Source organism: Streptomyces sp. NBC_01408 (assembly GCF_026340255.1).
In the GTDB taxonomy this organism is placed as follows: domain Bacteria; phylum Actinomycetota; class Actinomycetes; order Streptomycetales; family Streptomycetaceae; genus Streptomyces.
This window is the reverse complement of record NZ_JAPEPJ010000003.1, coordinates 687,457-708,503: the sequence shown is the minus strand read 5'-3', so window position 1 is coordinate 708,503 and position 21,047 is coordinate 687,457. Positions and strand designations below refer to the sequence as shown.

Here is a 21,047-nt window from a genome sequence, read left to right as displayed (position 1 = left end):
GGCGCGTTCGTCTTGCGTGCTTTTCGTGCTGATCTTCACCTGCCTACCGTCGTGAGGACGGGGCGTGGCGGGGGAGTGGTGCGGCTGTGGCGACGGACGGGGTCGGTGAGACCGGCGGGGCCAGCGGGGCCCGTGGAGTCGCCGTGGTCGGCGGCGGAGCGGTGGAACTCGTCAGGATCTGTGATCCCGCAGGGGTGCCGCGCGGCAGCGGATTCCTTGCGGACTGCGAGGGAACGGTCGTCACCGGCCACGACGCCGTCGACGGGCTGCCCCGGGTGCTGCTGCACGGGCCCGGACCGGCCGGGCGGACCTGGCTTGCCGAGCCCGAGGACGTGACCGTGCTGCCGGAGGTGGCGCTGGCACTCGTACGGACCGACGGACTCGGGATGCGGCCGCTTCCGGTGGCGGTGCGGGAGCCGATCGCCCCGGGGACCTACGTACGGCTGGCCGCGCGGGGCTGGCGGCAGGCGCGGGTGCTGGGCGGCGCTGAGGTCAGCGGCTATCCGGCGGCGGACCGGGCCCGTGTGATGCCGGCGGAGCTGGCCGTGGAGCTGGCGATCGGCACGGACGGGCGGGACGCGCTGCGGTTGGGCGGCGAGGCCCGTGGGGGTCCCGTCCTGGACGCCGGAACCGGAGCGGTGCTCGCGGTGCTGGGCACCGCTCTGCGGGCGGAGCACCGCTCCGGAGACTTCGCGGTGGCTCTGCGGGCAGCGGCCGCGGCCGACCCGGAGGGCCCGCTGGCCGCGCTGCTGGAGCGCAACGCCGCGACCGTGCCGGGCCACGGGGCGGACCTCAACCTCGCCGGTGCGCTGGAACTGACCGCGAACACGCTGGACACGGCCTTCCGGCCGGGCGTGACAGGGCCCGAGCCCGTGGAGCGGCCCGCGATCGAAGCCGAACTCGCCGCCTTCACCTCGTCGGACCACCCCGTCCTCGGCCTGGTGGGAGAACCGGGCACCGGCCGGACCACGGCCCTGGCCGCCCTGGCCGCGAGGCGGGCCCGGGGCTCCCGCCCGGCGCCGACCCTGTGGCTGCGCGGGGCGGACCTCCGGGGCGAGGACGGCTCGGTCGCCGACGCGGTGACGCGCGCGCTGGCGGAGGCGGCCCGGACGGTGGCGGCCGACGCACCGGCGGGGACGGCTGCCGCGACGGGATCTTTCGGACCCCTCGCGTCCCCTGAGTCCTCCGCGTCCGGCGGACCTTCTACAACCTGCGGATCTTCTGGCCCCTCTGGCCTCTCCGACCCCTCTGGATCCTCTGGCCCTTACGGATCCTTCGGGTCGTCAGGGCCCGCCGCGGTCTCCGCGTCCTGCGCGTCCTGCGGGTCCTGCGGGTCCTGCGCGCCAGGACCGGCGCCGGCCCCGGCCCTTGGCCCGGCCCTTGCCGTCGGCCCTGCCGCTGCCGCTGCCCCTGCCTCGGCCCCGCTCCCGGTCGCCGGGCCGGGAGCCGGGAGCCTCGGGGGGTGGGCCTCGCTCGACCCGGCCTGGGTCGGGCCGGCGCCGGGTCCGACCGGTGAGGCGGCCGTACCCGGGGCAGGGGCTCCTGCCCACGGGCCGGGGATGCCGGGGGAGCACGCCCACGGGCAGGGGCCTGCCGAACGGGTGGCACGGCTGGGCGCGGAGGCCGGGCGGGCCCTGCTGGTCGTGCTGGACGCCCCGGAGGAGATGCCGCCGGAAATGGCGCACCGGCTGAGCCCGTGGAGCGCGGCCACCGCGGCGTGGCTCCGTGCGACAGGGGCCCGCATGATCGTCGCCGCCCGGCCCGAGCACTGGGAACGGGCCGGGGCCCTGTACCCGCCCGGGGCCCTGCACAGCCCGGCCCGCCCGGCCCGGCGGCTGCCGCCCGCCCTCCTGGTCGGCGACCTCACCCCGACCGAGGCCGAGACCGCCCGGGCGAGGCTCGGTGTGCCCGCCGACGCCGTGCGCGAGGCCGACGCCCGCCATCCGCTCACCCTGCGCCTGCTCGCCGGGATCCGCGCGGCCGGTGTCACCGCGGGCCGCCCCGGCCGCGACGAGGTCTTCGCCGCCCACCTCGACCTGCTCTGCCTGCGCGCGGCGGTCCGCGTCGCCGCGGCCGGGGCCGGGTCCGCCGGGGTGCACGGCCCCGGGGTCCGGCGGCTGGCGGCGCGGGTCGCGGGCCGGGTGCACGAGGCGGCCCGCCGGTGTCTGGGGCCCGGACGGGGCCGGCTGGACCGGGATTCCTTCGAGGAGCTGTTCCCGTGGCGCACCGGGTGGGCCTCCGCCGTGCTCGCCGAGGGGCTGCTGGTGCCCGTAGGGTCCGGCTACCGCTTCGCCCACGAGGAGCTGTCCGACTGGATCCAGGCCTGCCACCTGGACGTCCCGACGGCACTCGGCTCCCTGGTCCACGGCCCCGCCGAAGCGGCGCGGCCCGTGCCCCGGCACCGGATCGGGCCCGTCCTGGAGGCCTTGCGCAGGCTGCCCCCGGACGAGCTGGCCCGGGCGCTCATGGACCTGGTCCAACGCCTCAACGGCTTCGCCGAGGAACCACCCGAGACCGTCCCCGGCGGCCACGACCGGGTCTGGTGGGCCGGCCGGCTGCTGCGGGAGAGCCTGCTCCGGGCTCCCGACGCCCGGCCGCACCTCCCCGTGCTGCACGCCCTCGCCGAACACGTGGCCCGGACCGGACCCGGGGAGTTCGGCGGGTGGTTCTGGAACCGGCTCCGGCTGCCCGAGCCCGACCGCCTCGACCTGCTGCGCCGCCTGCTGCCCCTCGACCCCGCCGAGGCGGTCCCCGGCGACCGTTACCTGGACGCCGCCGCCCGGCGCCTCGTCCGCGACCCGCGGCTCGCCCAGCCGCTGCTCTGCGGCTGGTTCACCGACGAGCGCCGGCTGCGCGGCCGCCCCGGGGCCACCGTGGCCGCCGCCGCGCAGGCCCTGCTCCACACCCACCGCCGCCTTGCCGTGGACGACCTGACCGAGGCACTCGTAGCCGCCGCGCACCCGCGCGCCGACGAGCTGCTGGCCGTACTCGCCGAGGAGGAGCCCTCCGCCCTGTGCCGGGCCGTGGACCGCTGGGCGCACGACGAAGGGCCCGGGCGCCGGGTCGCGGCCGCCGTGTACGGGCAGGCCACCGCCCCGCACGTGCGCACCCCCGCCGACCGCGACCTGCTGCGCTACGCCGCCCAGGCGCTGCTCGCCCGCCCCGCCGACGCCGCCCTGCACGGCAGCGCCCTGGCGGTGCTGCTCCGCGACCCGCAGGTGCGCGGCCGGTACCTGCCCGAGGCCCTCGCCTGCTTCCGCGACCCGGGGCGCGGCTCCCGGCTCCCCGCCGAGACGCTGGTGGCGGCCCTGCCCGTACTGCCCGACCAGGACGCGGTGTTCGCCGCGCTGCGCGAGCGGGCCGACGGGGAGGTGCTGCGCGCCCTGGCCGCGCTGACGACGCCGGGGCTGGCCCGGCGCGCGGGCGACCTCGTACGGGAGCACCTGGCGCGCCGCCCCGAGGACGCCCCGCACGCCGCCGCGTTCGTGGACCGGCGCCTCGAACAGGGCCCGGCAGCGGCTCCCGTGCTGCGCCCGCTGGTCCTGGACCTGCTCCGGTCCGCCCCGGAGGTGGTCCGGTCCGCTCTGGCCCTGGTCCTGGCCGCGCCGGGCGGCGAGCCCTCGTACCCGCTGCGGGGCGAGCTGGCCGACGTACTGCTGCGCGAGGAGGCCGACGCCCAGGTGCTCGACGCGTTCCTCGGAGCCGTGGCGGCCGGGGCCGGCGTACGGCCGCCCGGCCGGACCCGGGAGCTGCTGCGGCGCACCGGACGCCAGCTGATGCGGGCTCCGGGCGGGCCCGCGGTGTTCGAACGGCGGACGGTGGAGCTGGCCCGGAGCGACCCGGCCTTCGGGGCGCTCGTCGCCCGCTGGCTGGCGGAGGCGGGCGCGGAGGCGGCGGCGCTGCTGGGACCGAGTGCCCGCCGGACGGTGGAGACGCTCAGCTCGGCGGCCCCGGACGTGACCTGACATGACGGACCCGGGCCCGGGCCGGGGGAGGCGAGACGCCGATGCGGGGCACCGGCCACCGGCATGGCAGTCTTAGACCTGCAATCGGCAATCAGTTCAAGGACTACACGGGTTCGGGCGAGGAGCGGTCACAGTGCAGCGCTGGCGTGGCTTGGAGGACATCCCCCAGGACTGGGGACGCAGCGTCGTCACCATCGGCTCGTACGACGGTGTGCACCGGGGCCATCAGCTGATCATCGGGCGGGCCGTGGCCAAGGCCCGCGCGCTGGGAGTCCCGTCCGTCGTCGTCACCTTCGACCCGCACCCGAGCGAGGTCGTCCGCCCCGGCAGCCACCCGCCGATCCTGGCCTCCTACGACCGTCGCGCCGAGCTGATGGCCGGTCTGGGCGTGGACGCCCTGCTGATCCTGCCGTTCACGGCGGACTTCTCGCAGCTGTCCCCGGCCGACTTCATCGTGAAGGTGCTCGTCGACAAGCTGCACGCGCGCGCGGTCATAGAGGGCCCGAACTTCCGCTTCGGCCACCGTGCCGCCGGGAACGTCGACTTCCTCCGTGAGCTGGGCTCCACCTACGACTACGAGGTCGATGTCGTGGACCTCGTCGAGCGCGGCGAGGCGGGCGGCGGCGTGCCGTTCTCCTCGACCCTGGCGCGCCGGCTGGTCGCCGAGGGCGACATGGAGGGCGCCGCCGAGATCCTGGGGCGGCCGCACCGGGTCGAGGGCGTCGTCGTGCGCGGCGCGCAGCGCGGTCGCGAGCTCGGCTACCCGACGGCGAACGTCGAGACGCGCCCGCACACCGCGATCCCCGCGGACGGGGTGTACGCGGGCTGGCTGACGGCGGACGGCGAGCGGATGCCCGCGGCGATCTCGGTGGGGACGAACCTGCAGTTCGACGCCACGGAGCGGACCGTGGAGGCGTACGCGATCGACCGCATCGGGCTGGACCTGTACGGCCTGCACGTGACCGTCGACTTCCTCGCCTACGTGCGGGGGATGGCGAAGTTCGACTCGCTCGACGGGCTGCTGGAGGCCATCGCGGACGATGTGAAGCGGGCACGGGTGCTGACGGACGCGTACGACGTGGAGCGCTGACGCTCCACCGGCTGCCGCCAGCCGGAACGGGTGAGGGCCCGTACTGCCCCGGATCACTGATCCGGGACGGTACGGGCCCTCCTTGCTTTCGCTCCGTGTCAGCCGAGGCGCGGGTCCCGCGGGGGCTGCTGAGGCTGCTGCGGGTGCTGGCCCGGCTGCGGAGCCGGCGGCTGCCAGGGCTGGCCGGGCTGCGGGTAGGGCTGGCCGTAGGGCTGCTGGGGCTGCGGCTGTTGCGGCGGCTGCTGGTACCCGGGCTGGTAGCCGGGCTGCCCCTGGGGATGCCCGTACGGCTGCTGCGGAGCCGGCGGCTGGCCGGGCTGGGGCTGCTGCGGCGCTCCCCAGTGGCCCTGCTGACTCTGCTGCTGGGCCCGGACGAAGTCCTCTGCCACGAGGGCGGAGAGGTTGAAGTAAGCCTCGCGGGTCTTGGGCCGCATCATGTCGAGGTCGACCTCGGCGCCGGCCGCGAGGTGCTCGTCGAAGGGCACCACGACGACTCCCCGGCAGCGGGTCTCGAAGTGCTGCACGATGTCTTCGATCTTGATCATCTTGCTCGTCTCGCGGACCCCCGAGATGACGGTGAGGGAGCGGGAGACGAGGTCGGCGTACCCGTGGGCGGAGAGCCAGTCGAGCGTGGTGCTGGCACTGCTGGCGCCGTCCACGGACGGGGTCGAGATGATGATCAGCTGATCGGCCAGGTCCAGGACCCCGCGCATCGCGGAGTACAGCAGACCGGTGCCCGAGTCGGTGAGGACGATCGGGTACTGGCGGCCCACCGTCTCGATGACGCGGCGGTAGTCCTCGTCGTTGAAGGTGGTGGAGACGGCCGGGTCCACGTCGTTGGCGATGATCTCCAGGCCCGACGGGGCCTGCGAGGTGAACCGCCGGATGTCCATGTACGAGTGGAGGTACGGGATCGCCTGGACGAGGTCCCGGATCGTGGCGCCGGTCTCGCGGCGGACGCGGCGGCCGAGGGTGCCGGCGTCCGGGTTCGCGTCGATGGCCAGGATCTTGTCCTGGCGCTCGGTGGCGAGGGTGGCGCCGAGGGCGGTGGTGGTCGTGGTCTTGCCGACGCCGCCCTTGAGGCTGATGACGGCGATCCGGTAGCAGGACATCACCGGCGTGCGGATCAGTTCCAGCTTGCGCTGGCGCTCCGCTTCGGCTGCCTTGCCGCCGAAGCGGAACAGCCCGCCGCCGGGGGCGCCGCCGCTGTTCTTGGGCTTCTGCTTGTTGCGCAGCAGGCGGTCGGAGGACAGCTCGACGGCGGCCGTGTAGCCGAGCGGAGCCCCACCGGTGGGCTGGCCGGCCGGGTAGCGGGGGTCGTGCGGCTGGGGCGGCTGCGGCTGGGGTTGCTGCTGCTGGGGCTGGTGCTGCTGCGGTCCGGCGGACCAGGGCGCACCCCCGTGCGGGTCGAACTGCGGCTGCGGGGCCTGGGGGGCCTGCGGCTGCGGGGCGTGCGGCTGCGCGGGTGCCTGGGGCGGGAAGCCGTAGCCGTCCTGGGGCTGGGCCTGGGCCTGCTGGGGCGCGGGCGGGAACCCGTACCCGTCGGGGGCCTGCGGCTGGGGCGGCGCGGGTGCCGGCGGGAATCCGTACCCGTCCGGAGCCTGGGCCTGCGGCTGTGCGGGTGCGGGCGGGAAGCCGTAGCCGTCCTGGGCCTGGGCCTGGGGCTGCGGCTGTGCGGGTGCCGGCGGGAACCCGTAGCCGTCCGGAGCCTGCGGTTGCGGCTGTGCGGGTGCGGGCGGGAAGCCGTAGCCGTCCTGCGCGCCTGAGACCGCGAACGCGGGCGGCGGCGGGGGCAGTTCGCCACCGGATCCCGCGAACGGGGTCGGCGCCTGGGCGCCGGGGAAGAGGGGCGTCCCGTCGGCCGGGGTGTCGTGCGGCGAGGCGGAGCCCTGCACCGGCTCGGAGCCGACCGGTGCGGCGCCGGTTCCCTCGAAAGGAGTCCCCGCGGCGGAACCGGACACGGGCGCACCCGCGCGGTCGGACTCGGCCTCCGCCCGAACGCCGTCCCAAGGGCCATCCGCGGCTGCGGCTTCGGCCGGGGCCGGAGACATGTGGGGTGCCGCGTAGGGCGCGGGGCTCGGCTCGACCGGGCTCGGGGCCGCGTACGCGTCCTGCGGTACGGCGTCGGGCTGCTGGGCCGCGTACGGCGCGGGCTGTGCCACGGCTTCGGCAGGGGCCGGCGGGGTAACGGGCGCGGGCGGGGCTGCGTAGGGCGCGGGGCTCGGCTCAGCCGGGCTCGGGCTCGCGTACGGGCCCTGCGGTACGGCGTCGGCCTGCGGCGGGGTCGCGTACGGCGCGGGGCTCGGCTCGGCCGGGGCCGGGCTCGGCGTCGCGTACGGGCCCTGGGGTACGGCGTCGGCCTGCGGCGGGGCCGCGTACGGCGCGGGGCTCGGCTCGGCCGGGGCCGGGCTCGCGTACGGGTCCTGCGGTACGGCGTCGGCCTGAAGCGGGGTCGCGTACGGCGCGGGCGGCACACCATCGGCCGGAGCCGGAGCCGGAGCCGGAGCCGGAGCCGGAGCCGGAGCCGGAGCCGGAGCCGTCGGGGTGGCGGGTGATGCCGGGGCCGCGTACGGCGCGGGTGCGGGATCGGCCGGAGCCGGAGGCACGGGCGGTGCGGCCTCGGAGGGGAGTGGGGTCGGGGCGGGCGCCGCCGAGAACGGGGCGGGCACGCCCGCACCGTCCGACGGGGTCCGCGGCGCCGGCGGAGCCATCCGCATAGTCGGGGGCGAGGCCACCTCCGACGGGCGGTGCGGCTCGAACCCGCTGCCCTCCGGGAGCCCCGGCACCGACGCGGCCGGAGCCGCGCCCTGGGTGTACCAGGCCGGCGGGGTGTAGTCGATGGTGAACTCGCCCGTCAGCTCGGGCTCCGCGTCGGACTGATCGTCCGTCGGGACGTCCCACGTCCCGCCGCGCCTCTCGTTCCGATCGCCGTTCACTGGTCCTCCTGGTCTGTCGAACACCGGTCCGGCGCCCACCTCGACGCCGCGCCCGCACTCAGCCTAATCGCGCCCTCGCCGCGCATGTCCGCACCCCGTCGGCCCGCGCCTCCGGCAAGCCCCGCCACCGGGTCAGTCGATGCGCCGCGACGGGCCCAGCAGGCCCGTCTCCGCTTCCGTCCCCTGTGTCATCACGAACTGCCGGTCCCGCTGGTTGCACCACAGCGTGACCCCGTCGCCCAGGGTCGGCAGGGAATCCACCGAGGCCCGCGGCAGATTCATCAGGCGGCCGATCTGCTCCGCCTCGTCGGGGGACACCCGCTGCACGCCCACCAGCGAGGACTGCTGGAGCAGCCGCGGCGCCGTCGGGCTCAGGTACGGCAGCAGGGTCAGCACCGACTGCCACGGCCCGGCCACCACACGGCCGCGCGGCGGCCGCATCCCGCAGTCGCGGACAACCAGCACCGGGCTGCCCGCGGACGCGCCCTGCGGCGGCACCCGGCCCACCTCGTGCAAGGTGACGCACTGCTGCCCGCCGCCGGCCGCCTGGGCCAGCCCCGACCACGCCTGGCCGCGCCCGGTCTCCACCGCGACGCGCGCCCCGGTGGCCGCCGCGCGCAGCGCCAGCACCTGGGCCGTCCACAGGCCGCCGATGAGCGTCACCTCGTACGGCGTCGGCCGGTTGATGCCGAGCACCGCCGGGCGGCCCTCGGCGTCCACTCCGATGACGACCCCGTCGTCCCCGACGGGCAGCGCCAGCGAGTCCAGGTCCGCCGCGGGCACCACATGCCGCTCCCGCCGGGGCCCGACCAGCCCGAATCCGCCCCTCATCGCGCCCCTCCCAGCGGCAGCGAAGCCAGCAGCCCCGGTACCTGTTCGCGGTCGAGCCGCACCAGCCCGGCCTTCACTCCCCGGGCCGTCCGCTCCAACTCGCGGCGGGCCGACACCAGTTCCTCGTCACTGCGCCCGGTCACCCGGACGTGCCCGGTCAGCGTCACACCGTGCCGCTCCGCCCGGGCCATCGTCAGGCTGAAGTTCGTCGCCAGCGCGGGCAGCGAGGTCAGCAGTGCCACGAACTGCGGCAGCGCCGCCGACCCGGCGCCGCCCAGCTGCGGCCAGCGGCCTATCCAGTACGTGGTGTGCCGGCGGTCGTCGCAGCGCCAGGTCCGCGAGGTCTCCTCGGTACGCCGGCCCGTGCTGGCCGACCGTCCCGCCTGGGTGATCGCCATCGGGTTCGCGCACGAGGAGGTCGCCAGCGCGGCCGTCAGCTCCTGCTCCGTCAGCACGGTGGCCTTGAACCCGGCACCGGCCAGCCGGCTCGCCAACTGGTCGGCGGCCCGCACCACACAGCGCTGAGCGCCGCCCAGCCCGCCACCGCGGGCGGCGACCGCCTCGGGGCACAGCTCCGGGTCGAGCTTGAGCGCGATCCAGGTCAGCCGCACCGCCGGGGTGCCGGTCCGGGCCTGGAGCGGCGCGTAGTTGCGGGTGGCCATCGACTGGGCGGGCAGGTGCGGGGCCGGCGCCGGCTGGGTGTGCTGCACCAGCTGCGCGGACTCCAGCCGGATGCCGTCCACTTCGAGGATGTCCCGGACCAGCGCGAGGGGCAGCGGCCGGGCCGCCCGGTCGGGCCGCAGGGCGGTGGCGTCCGTGTCCACCTGGACGACCGCGGTCAGGAAGGTCCCGTCGCCGATCATTCCGACGGGCCGCCGGTCGCGGTCGCTGAACGTGAGTGTGCGCAGCGCCGGGTCGGCCTCGACCAGCGGGGCCAGCCCGGGCTCGGTGCCCGTGGGCACGGCCAGGGACGCGGCCCGGCGCCGTCGCGCGCGCATCGCGAGCGCGCCGCCGATCCACTCGGGCAGGGAGCGCTGGTGGCGGCGTACGACCGCGAGAAGGACGAGCACGACCGCCAGCACACCGGCCGGGACGAGCAGCAGCGGTTCGATCACCCAGGCCACCAGCAGGGCGGCGGCCGCGACCTGGAGGAGCACGAGCTGTTGCAATCGGAACGGACCGAACCGGCCCGGGCTCGACTTCGGATGCGGCGTCACCCCGCCGCGTGCGGGTGCGGCCGTGCCGGTGGCCGGCTCCGTCGCAGTGGCCATCGCTCGCGCACCTCACCTTTCCGGGGCCAGACCCCGTGAGCCCCGGCGCTGCGCGACACTTGCCGCACGGCTCCGGAACCTCCTCAATCCACCCCAACAAGCCCTGACTGCCCTGGTCCGGAGGGCGCTGAGCGGCAACCTCACCCTACCCGGCCCGTGCATACCGTCCGTCAAGAGGCATAGTAGGTGCCCGGTCCGACAATCGAGGCCCGGGGACCGTACTCACCTACCGGGCCGTGCGGGGAGAAACAGACGGTCATGGCATCACGACGTGATGAGCTCAACGCGTACACCTTTGCGAAGCGGCGCACGGTGGCCGCGTTCCTCCAGCCCTCCGCCACGGGAACCGAGGAGGGTGCGCCGCGGCCGCTGCGCGCGGTCCTGCCCGGGGTGGTCATCGGGGCGCTCGTGCTCGCCGGGTTCGGCGCCTGGGGCATGTTCAAGCCCACGGCGCCCAAGGGCTGGGCGGAGCCCGGCACCCAGGTGATCGTCGGCAAGCAGTCGACGACCCGTTACGTGGTGCTGAGGACCAAGGTGAACGGCAAGGACCAGACCCGGCTGCACCCGGTGCTCAACCTCTCCTCCGCCCGACTGCTGCTGGACCCGCAGAAGTTCAAGGTGATCCAGGTCGACGACAAGGTGCTCGACGCGGGCAAGCCCCCGCGCGGCCCCATCATCGGCATCCCCTACGCCCCCGACCGCCTCCCCGCCAAGGAGGACGCCGGCAAGGCCAAGCGCTGGGCGGTCTGCCAGCAGCCGGGCGGCAACGGCCACGGGGTGCAGACCGCCACCTTCGTCCTCGCCGACCGCGAGGCGGGTCTGATGGACGACAACCGCAAGGTCACTGACACCCAGTCGCTGTACGTCCAGAGCACCGGCGCGGGCAAGGAGCGGTACCTCGTCGACGCGACCGGCACGAAGTACAAGTTCCCGGAGGGCACGCCCGCCGCCGGGACGATGACCACCGCCCTGGTCGGCACCGGCGCCGCGCCGCAGCAGGTCACCGAGCAGTGGCTGGCGACCCTCAACTCCGGTGACGACCTGGCCTTCCCGCAGCTGCCCGGCAAGGCCGGCGCCAACGCGGACGTCAAGGGCCTGGTCACCGCCGACAACAAGGTGGGCATGGTGCTCACTGCGCAGACCGGCGCCGGCACGCAGCACTACGTGGTGCTGCCCGGCAAGGTCGCGCCGGTCTCCGAGTTCGTCGCCTGGCTGCTGATCTCGGCGCCCGCGACCGACGGCCTCAACATGCACGGCAAGGCCCGGGAGATCGACCTCCAGTCCCTCAACCCGGACGCCACCCCCTTCCTCGGCGACGTCCGGTGGCCGCAGAAGAAGGCGGAGCGCATCAACCAGAGCGCGCCCGCCGGCGGTACGGGCGCGACCGGCCCCGGCAGCCGCGACACCGTCTGCAATGTGTTGCGCGCGGTCGACGGCCAGGGCAACCAGACCCTGAGCACCTGGGCCGGCACCGGCTTCCCCATCGACATCACGGCCAGCGGTACGAGCGCCTACGTCACCCCGGGCTCCGGCCTGCTGTACACCCAGGTCCAGGGCAAGCAGACCACCGCCGGCGGCTCGCTCTTCCTGGTCACCGACACCGGTCTGCGGTACGCCGTCCAGGCCAACGGCGACAGCGACGCCGAGCAGTCGAAGATCGGCGCGCCCGACCAGCAGGGGAAGGGCTCCTCGGACGCCCGCCCCGAGGCCAGCCAGGCACAGATCCGGCTCGGCTACGGAGGCACCGTACCGGCCATGGTGCCCATCGCCTGGTCGGAGTTCCTCTCCAAGGGGCCCCGCCTGGACACCAACTCCGCCCGCCAGCCCCAGGGTTCGTGACGATGCCGCTGACCGTGCCCGCACACCGCTCCGCCTCCGCGTCCCTGCCGGGGCCTCCGGCCGCCCGCCGCACCCCGGCCGCCCGTCCCGCCCCGGCGCGCGCCGCGCTCCTCACCGCCGCCCTCGCCCTCGTCGCGCTCTCCGGCACGACCGGAGCCGCCGCCGCTGCCGAGGGCGCCCCGCCGCAGCCCCCGTACGGCCTGCGGCTCGCGGGCGCGGGTGAATGCACCTTCCCCATGAAGAAGCAGATCGCGGACCGCCCCTGGGCCCTCCAGAGGCTGCTGCTCGACGCGCTCTGGGCGCAGACCAAGGGCAAGGACAAGAGCGGCAAGAGCGTCCGGGTCGCGGTCATCGACACCGGTGTCGACCGCGCCAACCCGCAGCTCAGCGGCGCCCTCGACACCGGCGCCGGCAAGGACCTCGTCGACCCCAAGGGCGGTGACGGCACGGCCGACACCGTCGGCCACGGCACGAAGGTCGCCGGGCTGATCGCGGCCCGCCCCCAGGAGGGCACGGGCTTCGTCGGCCTCGCCCCCGACGCCACGATCATCCCCATCCGGCAGAACGACGGGCAGGGCAAGGGCAACGCCCTCACCCTGAGCCAGGCGATCGACCACGCCGTGGCCCAGGGGGCCCAGGTGATCAACATCTCCCAGGACACCGACGTGCCGCTGACCGCGGACTCCGAGCTCGCCAAGTCGGTCCAGAAGGCCATCGACGCCAAGGCCGTGGTGGTGGCCTCGGCGGGCAACGACGGCCTCAGCGGCGAGAAGCGCAAGACCTACCCGGCGGCCTTCCCCGGCGTACTGGCGGTGGCCGCGTCCGACCGCAACAACGAACGGGCCCCGTTCTCCCAGCCCGGAGACTTCGTCGGAGTCGCCGCGCCCGGCGTCGACATGGTCTCCACGGTCCCCGGCTTCGGCCAGTGCATCGACAACGGCACCAGCTTCTCCGCGCCCTACGTCGCCGGCGTGGCCGCCCTGCTGCGCGCCGAGCACCCGGACTGGTCCCCGCAGCAGATCGTCTGGCAGATCCAGAACACCGCCGAACGCTCCGTCAAGGGCCGTGACGACTACGTGGGCTGGGGCGTCGTCGACCCGGTGCGCGCCGTCAGCCAGGACCACGAGGCCCCCAAGGCCCCCGTCCCGGACCCGGGCCCACCCCCCGCGGCCGCCCCGCAGGCCGCGCCCCTGCGGCTCACCGAGACGGCCCAGGAGCGGGAGGAGCGCTTCGGCACGTACGCTCTGGGGATCGGAGCCGTCCTCATCGCCGTCATCGCCGGGACCGCCATCGTCATCCGGGAAGCCCGCCGACGCGGCCGTCGTTTGCAGTGAACAGTCACAGTTCATCAACGGAACCGGCCTGCCGGTGTTGGGCCATGTGGATGAACTGGCTAGAGTGACAGCAGGCTTCACGAATGTGATCGGGGGATCGCGTGAAGCGGAGGGGGATGCCCGGGGTGCGCGGCTCGACGCCGCGCCGGGAACTGTCCGCTCCGCCACGCAATCCGCCGGTTCCGCCGGTGAATTGAGAAGTGAGGAGCATCGGGTGAACAACCCCAACAGCAACTTCGGACTTGCGGACGACCCGGTCGCCCAGGCCAAGATCAAGATCTCCGAGACGGCCAACGCCGTCACCAGGCAGTCCCGCGAGCTGGCCGACATCCTCGCCACTGTGAGCGCCGGCTGGACCGGTGTGGGTGCCTCGGGGTTCGTCTCGGCCCAGACGACGGTCAACGAGGACCACGACGCCATCCGCTCGCTCCTCGGGATCCTGCACAACGCGGTGTCGCAGACCAAGAACCTCAGCAACGCCCAGGACGACGAGGTGCGTGCGGCGTTCAACGCCGTCAAGGCCAACGCGGGCGGCAACGGCTCCGGCCTCAACGCCATCTGACGTACGCCGCATACCAGTTAGCCCAGCGCGAAGGAGAAGAGCATGTCTGGCAACGACGGTCACACCAAGGTCCAGTACGAGAGCGTCCAGGCGATGGCCAACCGCATCCGCCAGGTCGCCAAGAACATCGTCGGCGACCTGCGCGAGATGGAGCAGGCGGTGAAGGTGGTCACGGACACCTGGGACGGTGAGGCCCACGCCGCGTACGAGGACCTCCAGCGGAAGTACAAGGGCAAGGCCGACCACATGAAGGCGCAGCTCGACCAGGTCGCCATCCTCATCGAGCGCGGCAAGGCCGATTACCGCGCCACCGACGTGAAGGCCTCGCGGCTGTTCACCGAGGCCTACTGAGCCCGGTAGCCACGTCCGTACGTGAAGAAGGGGCGCGCCCGCACCGGGCGCGCCCCTTCCGCGTACCGCTCCGCCCTCAGGGCTCCTGCCGGTCCAGGTCGAACTCGCCGTCCCTGGCCCCGAGTACGAAGGCCTCCCACTCGGCCGCGGTGTACCGCAGCACGGTGTCCCGGTCCAGCGAGGACCGCATCGCCACCGCACCCTCGGGGAGACGGGCGATCTCGACCCGCTCCTCGTCCGGGCTGGTCCCGGGCGGGCCCTCCCACTCGACGCCGCTGATGTCGAGCGCGTACAGCTCGTCCTTCTCCTGCTGGGTGCCCATGTGCGGCCTTTCCCTCGGTGGCGCGGTCTTCACCACCGAGTATCGGTGCTGACGCGGCGCATCGGGCGGGTTTCCGCCCGATGCGCCTCCCGGCCGCAGCCGTCCGGCGCGAGGCCTCCCGGCCGCGCCTACATCTCCGGCATGCGGCCGAGCTGCACCAGCGACGTGCCCCGCCTGCGCGAGGCGAAGTAGCCCCGGCCCGGCGGCATCGGACGCGGCCGCACACTGCCGACCAGGTCGCCCTCGGACGGGTCGCCCGACAGCACCAGGCCCTGCGCGCCCAGCTCCTTGATCCGCTGCATGAACGGCTCGTACAGCGAACGCGAGGCACCCGCCGAGTTGCGCGCGATGATGAAGCGGACGCCCGTGTCCCGGGCGAAGGGCAGGAACTCCACCAGCGGCGCCAGCGGATTGCCCTGGCTGGTGGACACCAGGTCGAAGTCGTCGATGATGATGAACACGTCCGGGCCGGTCCACCAGCTGCGGTCGCGCAGCTGCTGCGGAGTGACGTCGGTCGGCGGCTGCCGCCGGGAGAACACCCCGCCCAGCGCCTCCATGTGCATCTGCAGCGAGCTCGCCATCGGCGCGTACTCCAGCAGGTGTTCCTCCGGCAGGGCCCCGAGCAGGCTCCGCCGGTAGTCGCCCACGACCAGGCGGGCCTGGTCCGGGGTGTAGCGCTCGGCGATCTGCTGGGCGATGAGCCGCAGCAGGTTCGTCTTGCCCGACTCGCTCTCGCCGAAGACGAGCAGGAAGGGGTCGGAGTCGAAGTCGACGAACACCGGCTCCAGGGCCGTCTCGTCGATACCGATCGCGATCCCGCGCCCGGCGTGGTCCCCGCCCCGGGGCAGCTGGTCGGCGTGGAGGAGGCGCGGCAGCAGCCGCACCCCGGGAGCCGAGGCCCCCGTCCAGTGCTGCTTGACCGCCGACACGAACGCGGCCGTGCCCTCGGACACGTCCTCCGCCTCGTGCGAGCCGTCGATCCGCGGCAGCGCGCCCAGGAAGTGCAGCTTCTCCGGCACCTGGCCGCGGCCCGGCATCCCCGGCGGCACGTTCGCAGCGACCTTGCGGTCGAACTCCGAGTCCATGACGTCGCCCAGGCGCAGCTCCAGCCGGCTGAGCATCTGGTCCTTGAGCGCGGGCCGCACCTCCATGTACCGCGCCGCGGTGATCACCACGTGGATGCCGTAGCCCAGACCGCGGGCCGCGATGTCCGTGACGACCTGGTCCAGACCGTCGTACTCGTTGCGGAAGCCGCCCCAGCCGTCGATGAGCAGGAAGACGTCGCCCCACGGCTCGCCGGGCAGCTCGCCCGCCGCCCGCCGCCGCCGGTAGGTGGCGATGGAGTCGATGTTGTTCGAACGGAAGAACTCCTCGCGGCGGTTGAGGATGCCCCCCACCTCCGCGACCGTACGCCGCACCCGCTCCGGGTCCAGCCGCGAGGCGATCCCGCCCACGTGCGGCAGCTCGGCGATCGAGGACAGGCTGCCACCGCCGAAGTCCAGCCCGTAGAACTGCACCTCGCGCGGGGTGTGCGTCAGCGCGAACGAGGCGATCAGCGTCCGCATCAGCGTCGACTTGCCCGACTGCGGACCGCCGACCAGCATCATGTGGCCCGCCGCGCCGGAGAAGTCCCGGTACAGCACCTCGCGCCGCTGCTCGAACGGCTTGTCGATGAGGCCGAGCGGTACGACGAGCCCGCCGGGCCGCGTGTACCCCTCCGCGTGCAGACCGCGCTCCGCCGACGGCGCCAGCGCGGGCAGCAGCTGGTCCAGCGGGGGCGCCTGGTCGAGCGGCGGCAGCCACACCTGGTGCGCCGGCACCCCCTGCCCCTCCAGCCGGGCCACGATCACGTCCAGCACCGTGTCCGCGAGGGCGTCGTCCTCCCGCGCCGACTGCGCCGCCAGGTACGCCGGGTCCGGGGCCGCGTACACCACCGGCACCGGCGCCGCCGTGAACAGCGCGGGCCGCCGCTCCACCGGGAACAGGCCCACCGACAGGTCCGGCCCGCCCGAGCGGTAGGTGCCCGACACGTACGCCGCCTTGAAGCGGGTCATCTCGTCCGTACCGAACTTCAGATAGCCCGAACCGGGCACCGACGGCAGGTGGTAGGCATCCGGCACGCCGATCGCCGTCCGCGACTCGGCCGCCGAGAACGTCCGCAGACCGATCCGGTACGACAGGTACGTGTCCAGCCCGCGCAGCTTGCCCTCCTCCAGGCGCTGCGAGGCCAGCAGCAGGTGCACGCCCAGCGAACGGCCGATGCGGCCGATCTGGATGAACATGTCGATGAAGTCGGGCTTCGCCGTCAGCAGCTCGCTGAACTCGTCGATCACCAGCACCAGCGAGGCCAGCGGCTCCAGCGGGGCGCCGGCCGCGCGGGCCTTCTCGTAGTCGTGGATGTTCGCGTAGTTGCCCGCCGAACGCAGCAGCTCCTGACGGCGCTGCAGCTCACCGCGGATGGAGTCGCCCATCCGGTCCACGAGCGTGAGGTCGTCGGCCAGGTTCGTGATGACCGCCGCCACGTGCGGCATCTGCCCCATGCCGGTGAAGGTCGCACCGCCCTTGAAGTCGGCGAGCACGAAGTTCAGCGTCTCCGAGGTGTGCGTGACCGCCAGGCCCAGCACCAGGGTGCGCAGCAGCTCCGACTTGCCGGAACCGGTCGCGCCCACGCACAGGCCGTGCGGGCCCATGCCCTCCTGCGCGGCCTCCTTCAGGTCCAGCATGACCGGACCGCCGTCCTCGCCGACGCCGATCGGCACGCGCAGCCGCTCACCGGCCGACCTCGGCCGCCAGGTCCGCGCCACGTCGACCGCGGCCGCGTCGCCCAGGTTCAGCAGATCCGTGAAGTCCAGATTGGCCAGCAGCGGCTCGTCGTCGTCCCCGCCACCGGTGCGCAGCGGCGCCAGCTGCCGGGCCAGGGCCTCCGCCGCGGGCAGCGACAGGGTGTCCGGGACACCCTCGTACGCGATCCCCGCGCCGGACTCCAGGCGCAGCCGGCCCGGCCGCACCACGACCGACAGCCCGCCGCGCGGCTCGTCCAGCTCGCCCGCGACCACCTCGACGATCGTGACGCCCTGCAAGCCCTCGGCCGCGGCGAACGCCGAGTCCGGCGGCACCATCCCGCCGTCCAGTACGACGACCAGGTGCGGCTGGTCCAGCACCGGGGACACCTCCCGGCTGAACCGGGGCCGCCCCTCCAGCCGGGGACCCAGCAACGCCTCCAGCTCACCCAGGTCGTCGCCGCACAGCCGCTTCGTACCGGCCCCGTCGACCTGCCCGGGAACCTGCGTGTGCGGCAGCCACTTCGTCCAGTCCCAGGAGGGCGCCGCACCCGGCGCGGCCACCACGGCCACCACCAGGTCCTCGGGCGAGTGCAGCGTCGCCAGCTGCGCCACCAGCGCCCGCGCCGTCCCGCGCGCGGACTCCGGCTCCCCGGACACCGTCACGTGGTAGAACGCCCGCAGCGACAACGCCACCGGCAGCCCGTCCAGCGAGGAGTGCACCCGCAGGAAGCGCTGCATCGCGCCCGCCGTCAGCGGCTCCAGCTCGTCCACCGGCGCGGTGTCCGGCGCCACCAGCGGCGTCGCCAGCCGCTGCGGTCCCAGCCCCAGCCGGGCCTGCCCGAAGTCCCTGTCGCCGACCCGCCGCTCCCACAGGCGCGAACCCTCGGCGACCACCGACCACAACTGCTCGGGGGCCGGGTGCAGATACAGCTGCGCGTCGCGCTGCGAGCGCGCGGTCCGCCGTACCTGACGGCGGGTCTGCGCCAGGTACTTGAGGTAGTCCCGGCGCACATCGGCCATTTGCCCCTGCGACCCGCGACGGAAGCGCACCAACTGGGCGATGACCATGCCCACGGTCGACACCAGCATCAGCACACCCATGATGCGCATGAACGGCGCCGCACCCGGCATGAAGAAGAAGACGACCGAAGAGCCCATGCCGAGCATCGGCAGGAGCTGCATCAGCATGCCCTCCTGCTGCCCCCGCGGAAGTTCCGGCGGAGCCTCCAGCCTCAGCTCCTCCGAAGGAACTTCGGGCGGCAGGGACCGTGGCGGGCGTTTGACGACGATCTGGCTCACCGGAGCATCAATCCCTCGAAAACGGACGGGACGTCGCAACCGGCGCCCCCAAGTCCCGGACACGGAGGGGGTCTCCTCCATGCGACAGGTGATCCTACTTGCCGACAGTCGGTCATACGCCCGGTAGGGTGGCGCCGCGCAGCATGCGCATCCGCGAATCCGGTGTGAGACACACCGCGTCCGGTGCGCCAACCATTCTTCAACCAGGGGGGTCACACAGGTGAGTACGGCCGCAACGACGGGCTTCTGCAGGGTCACCGTCGTGGCCCCCGACAGCCGGATCGACGTCGCCCTCCCCGAGGACATCGCCGTCGCCGACGTCTATCCGGAGCTGCTGCGCCTCACCGGCCAGACCCAGCCCGTCGGCGCGCCCACCGGCTTCCACCTGGTCCGCCGCTCCGGCGCCGTCCTCGACGGCGCCCGCACGCTGGCCGGCCAGCAGGTCCTCGACGGCGAGGTGCTCAGCCTGCGCCCCTTCGCCGAGTCCCTGCCGCCCGCCGTCTTCGACGACGTCTCCGACGCCGTCGCCTCCGCCGTCGTCCGCGACCGGCACCGCTGGAGCGACGACATGCTGCGCGGCGCGGGCCTGGCCGGCGCCGCGGTACTGCTCGTCCTGCTGGGCTTCGTCCTCTGGTACGCCGACCCGGTCCGCCACGACATGCACGGCCTGCCCGGCATCATCGCCGGGGCCGCGGGCGTCCTGCTCACCGCCGTCGCCGGAGTGCGCGCCCGGGTCTACCGGGACCGCGGCTCCGCCGTGGCCCTCGGCCTCGCAGCCCTCCCGCACCTGCTGATCGCCGGCTCCGGCATCATCGCGCCCGCCGCGGGCCACGGACCGGGCCGGCTCCAGTTCCTGCTCGGCTGCGTCTGCGTACTGATCGCCTCCGTCGCCCTGGTCGCGCTCACCCCCAGCGGGGACGCCCCCTTCGTCGCGGCCACCTTCCTCGCCGCCACCGGCACCCTGGCCACCTTCCTCGCCATCACCGCCGAGGCCTCCGCGACCGCCACCGCCGCCGTCTGCGCGCCCGTCGCCATCGGCCTCGTGGCCTTCCTGCCCGGCCTCTCCGCCCGCTTCGCCCGCCTGCCCATCGGCTACGCCGCCCCGCAGAGCGCCACCGAGGAGTACGAGACCCCGGACCGCTACGACACCGAGCCGTACGGTGACCCGTCCGGCTCCGACCAGCACGACCAGGGCGCCCCCCTCGACGCCGAGGCCATCGCCGCCCAGGCCCGCCGCGGCCACGAGATGCTCCTCGGACTGGTCGGCGGCTGCGCCGCGGTCGCCGTCGGCTCCGCCGCCGTCCTCGGCTTCTCCGACAACACCTGGGGCCGGCTGCTCGCCCTGGCCGCCGGCCTCGCCATGCTGCTGCGCGCCCGGCTCTTCCGCTACACCTCCCAGGTCGTGTGCACGCTGGTCGCCGGGCTCGCCGCCCTCGGCCTGCTGATCCTGGGCCTGTCCCTGAACCCGCCGGCCGAGCTGGTCCAGGCCCTCGTCGTGGACCACGACCGCAGCGGCCTGGACCTCCGTACGATCTGGCTGTCCGCCGCCGTCACCGCCGGCGCGGCCCTCCTCGCCGGAATTGCGCTGGTCATTCCCCGCAAGGGTCTGTCACCCTTCTGGGGGCGGCTGCTCGACCTCACCGAGGCGGCCGTACTGCTCAGCCTGGTGCCCCTGGCCCTGGCCGTGCTCGACGTCTACTCCAAGGCCCGCGCTCTCACCAGCTGAGACGTGGGGCAGCGGCAGCCTGGTACGCTGTGTGACGGCCGTTTGTGTACGCGCCCCCGGATCCTTCTTCAAGGGTCTGTGGACTGCGCTCAGCGGACCCCGCCTCCCGAGTTACGGAAGATCCCCAGAGAATTCGACCTGGGGCACTCGGTGGCAACGAAGACCTAAACGAGGAGTACGCGTGCCGCTCGACGCCGCTACGAAGAAGCAGATCATCAGCGAGTTCGGTGCCAAGGAGGGCGACACCGGCTCTCCCGAGGTCCAGGTCGCGATGCTGTCCCGCCGCATCTCGGACCTGACCGAGCACCTCAAGACGCACAAGCACGACCACCACTCCCGTCGTGGTCTGCTGATCCTGGTCGGCCAGCGTCGCCGCCTGCTGCAGTACCTGGCCAAGAAGGACATCCAGCGCTTCCGTACGCTGGTCGAGCGCCTCGGCATCCGCCGCGGTGCGGCCGGCGCCAAGTAAAGCGCTGTGAAGGGAGCGGTTCCCACATCCGGGGGCCGCTCCCTTTGCTGTACGTGCGGACCGGACCGGACCCTTTGTAGTCTGGAAAGGACGCACGTGCCCGTCTGAGAAGACGTGCACAACTGAAGAGGAGGAGCGCCCTCCCTACGCCGCCGGTCCTCGGTAGTGGCACCCGGAATGCCCCAGCGGGCTCCGAACCGGGTGCTTCGATCGAAGACCGGCCCCCAGGCCAGGCGCGCTTCTCCGAAACCGTCCACCGCCACACGGGT

At 74.2% G+C, this 21,047-nt stretch carries 13 protein-coding genes; 8 read left to right on the top strand and 5 right to left on the bottom strand.

Going from position 1 to position 21,047, the window contains the following annotated elements; all coding sequences use genetic code 11:
- Nucleotides 1-86 precede the first annotated feature (86 nt).
- Both OG447_RS30685 and OG447_RS30680 read left to right on the top strand, forming a co-directional pair.
- Nucleotides 87-3,965: a hypothetical protein gene (locus tag OG447_RS30685; protein WP_266940751.1), complete on the top strand. Its 3,879-nt coding sequence runs from the start codon at nucleotides 87-89 to the stop codon at nucleotides 3,963-3,965.
- 133 nt (nucleotides 3,966-4,098) lie between these two features.
- A complete protein-coding gene (locus OG447_RS30680) occupies nucleotides 4,099-5,055 on the top strand; it encodes a bifunctional riboflavin kinase/FAD synthetase (protein ID WP_266940750.1) in 957 nt (318 codons plus the stop codon).
- Between the two features lie 98 nt (nucleotides 5,056-5,153).
- Here the strand turns inward: OG447_RS30680 and OG447_RS30675 are convergent, their stop codons facing one another.
- From OG447_RS30675 to eccE, 3 genes are all read right to left on the bottom strand, one after another.
- Nucleotides 5,154-7,991 (bottom strand): SCO5717 family growth-regulating ATPase, encoded by a 2,838-nt coding sequence (locus OG447_RS30675; protein ID WP_266940748.1) that lies wholly within the window; start codon nucleotides 7,989-7,991, stop codon nucleotides 5,154-5,156.
- Between the two features lie 132 nt (nucleotides 7,992-8,123).
- Entirely contained in the window at nucleotides 8,124-8,822 is a 699-nt protein-coding gene (locus tag OG447_RS30670; RefSeq protein ID WP_266940746.1) for a hypothetical protein, read from the bottom strand.
- Nucleotides 8,819-10,093 carry a type VII secretion protein EccE gene (gene eccE / locus OG447_RS30665; protein ID WP_266940744.1) on the bottom strand — a complete coding sequence of 425 codons (1,275 nt, stop codon included), beginning with the start codon at nucleotides 10,091-10,093 and terminating at the stop codon, nucleotides 8,819-8,821. The genes OG447_RS30670 and eccE overlap by 4 nt, the downstream gene beginning before the upstream one ends.
- A 258-nt stretch (nucleotides 10,094-10,351) precedes the next feature.
- Here eccE and eccB point away from each other — a divergent pair, with 258 nt between their 5' ends.
- The 4 genes from eccB (at nucleotide 10,352) to OG447_RS30645 (ending at nucleotide 14,179) form a co-directional block, all read left to right on the top strand.
- Nucleotides 10,352-11,932 carry a type VII secretion protein EccB gene (eccB, locus tag OG447_RS30660; RefSeq protein WP_266940743.1) on the top strand — a complete coding sequence of 527 codons (1,581 nt, stop codon included), beginning with the start codon at nucleotides 10,352-10,354 and terminating at the stop codon, nucleotides 11,930-11,932.
- 236 nt (nucleotides 11,933-12,168) lie between these two features.
- Nucleotides 12,169-13,266 carry a type VII secretion-associated serine protease mycosin gene (gene mycP, locus OG447_RS30655; RefSeq protein WP_266940981.1) on the top strand — a complete coding sequence of 366 codons (1,098 nt, stop codon included), beginning with the start codon at nucleotides 12,169-12,171 and terminating at the stop codon, nucleotides 13,264-13,266.
- 214 nt (nucleotides 13,267-13,480) lie between these two features.
- Nucleotides 13,481-13,828 carry a hypothetical protein gene (locus OG447_RS30650; protein ID WP_266940741.1) on the top strand — a complete coding sequence of 116 codons (348 nt, stop codon included), beginning with the start codon at nucleotides 13,481-13,483 and terminating at the stop codon, nucleotides 13,826-13,828.
- A 42-nt stretch (nucleotides 13,829-13,870) separates the two neighbouring features.
- On the top strand, nucleotides 13,871-14,179 hold the full coding sequence (locus OG447_RS30645) for a WXG100 family type VII secretion target (RefSeq protein ID WP_266940739.1): 309 nt from the start codon (nucleotides 13,871-13,873) through the stop codon (nucleotides 14,177-14,179).
- Nucleotides 14,180-14,255: 76 nt separating this feature from the next.
- Here OG447_RS30645 and OG447_RS30640 read toward each other — a convergent pair whose 3' ends face one another.
- Entirely contained in the window at nucleotides 14,256-14,501 is a 246-nt protein-coding gene (locus tag OG447_RS30640; protein ID WP_266940738.1) for a DUF397 domain-containing protein, read from the bottom strand.
- Nucleotides 14,502-14,629: 128 nt separating this feature from the next.
- Nucleotides 14,630-18,583 carry a type VII secretion protein EccCa gene (gene eccCa, locus OG447_RS30635; RefSeq protein WP_266940737.1) on the bottom strand — a complete coding sequence of 1,318 codons (3,954 nt, stop codon included), beginning with the start codon at nucleotides 18,581-18,583 and terminating at the stop codon, nucleotides 14,630-14,632.
- A gap of 220 nt (nucleotides 18,584-18,803) precedes the next feature.
- On the opposite strand from eccCa, the gene eccD reads away from it, so the two are divergent.
- Together eccD and rpsO are read left to right on the top strand one after the other, a co-directional pair.
- Entirely contained in the window at nucleotides 18,804-20,309 is a 1,506-nt protein-coding gene (gene eccD, locus OG447_RS30630; protein WP_266940735.1) for a type VII secretion integral membrane protein EccD, read from the top strand.
- Nucleotides 20,310-20,490: 181 nt separating this feature from the next.
- Nucleotides 20,491-20,778, top strand: coding sequence for a 30S ribosomal protein S15 (gene rpsO, locus OG447_RS30625; RefSeq protein WP_031143997.1), 288 nt, complete (start codon nucleotides 20,491-20,493; stop codon nucleotides 20,776-20,778).
- Nucleotides 20,779-21,047 lie beyond the last annotated feature (269 nt).

What these genes read in the sequence shown, in the direction of transcription:
- eccB (WP_266940743.1), top strand. Translation starts at nt 10,352, where the DNA reads ATGGCATCACGACGTGATGAGCTCAACGCGTACACCTTTGCGAAGCGG.
- OG447_RS30645 (WP_266940739.1), top strand. Translation starts at nt 13,871, where the DNA reads ATGTCTGGCAACGACGGTCACACCAAGGTCCAGTACGAGAGCGTCCAG.
- mycP (WP_266940981.1), top strand. Translation starts at nt 12,169, where the DNA reads ATGAAGAAGCAGATCGCGGACCGCCCCTGGGCCCTCCAGAGGCTGCTG.
- OG447_RS30640 (WP_266940738.1), bottom strand. Translation starts at nt 14,501, where the DNA reads ATGGGCACCCAGCAGGAGAAGGACGAGCTGTACGCGCTCGACATCAGC.
- eccE (WP_266940744.1), bottom strand. Translation starts at nt 10,093, where the DNA reads ATGGCCACTGCGACGGAGCCGGCCACCGGCACGGCCGCACCCGCACGC.
- OG447_RS30670 (WP_266940746.1), bottom strand. Translation starts at nt 8,822, where the DNA reads ATGAGGGGCGGATTCGGGCTGGTCGGGCCCCGGCGGGAGCGGCATGTG.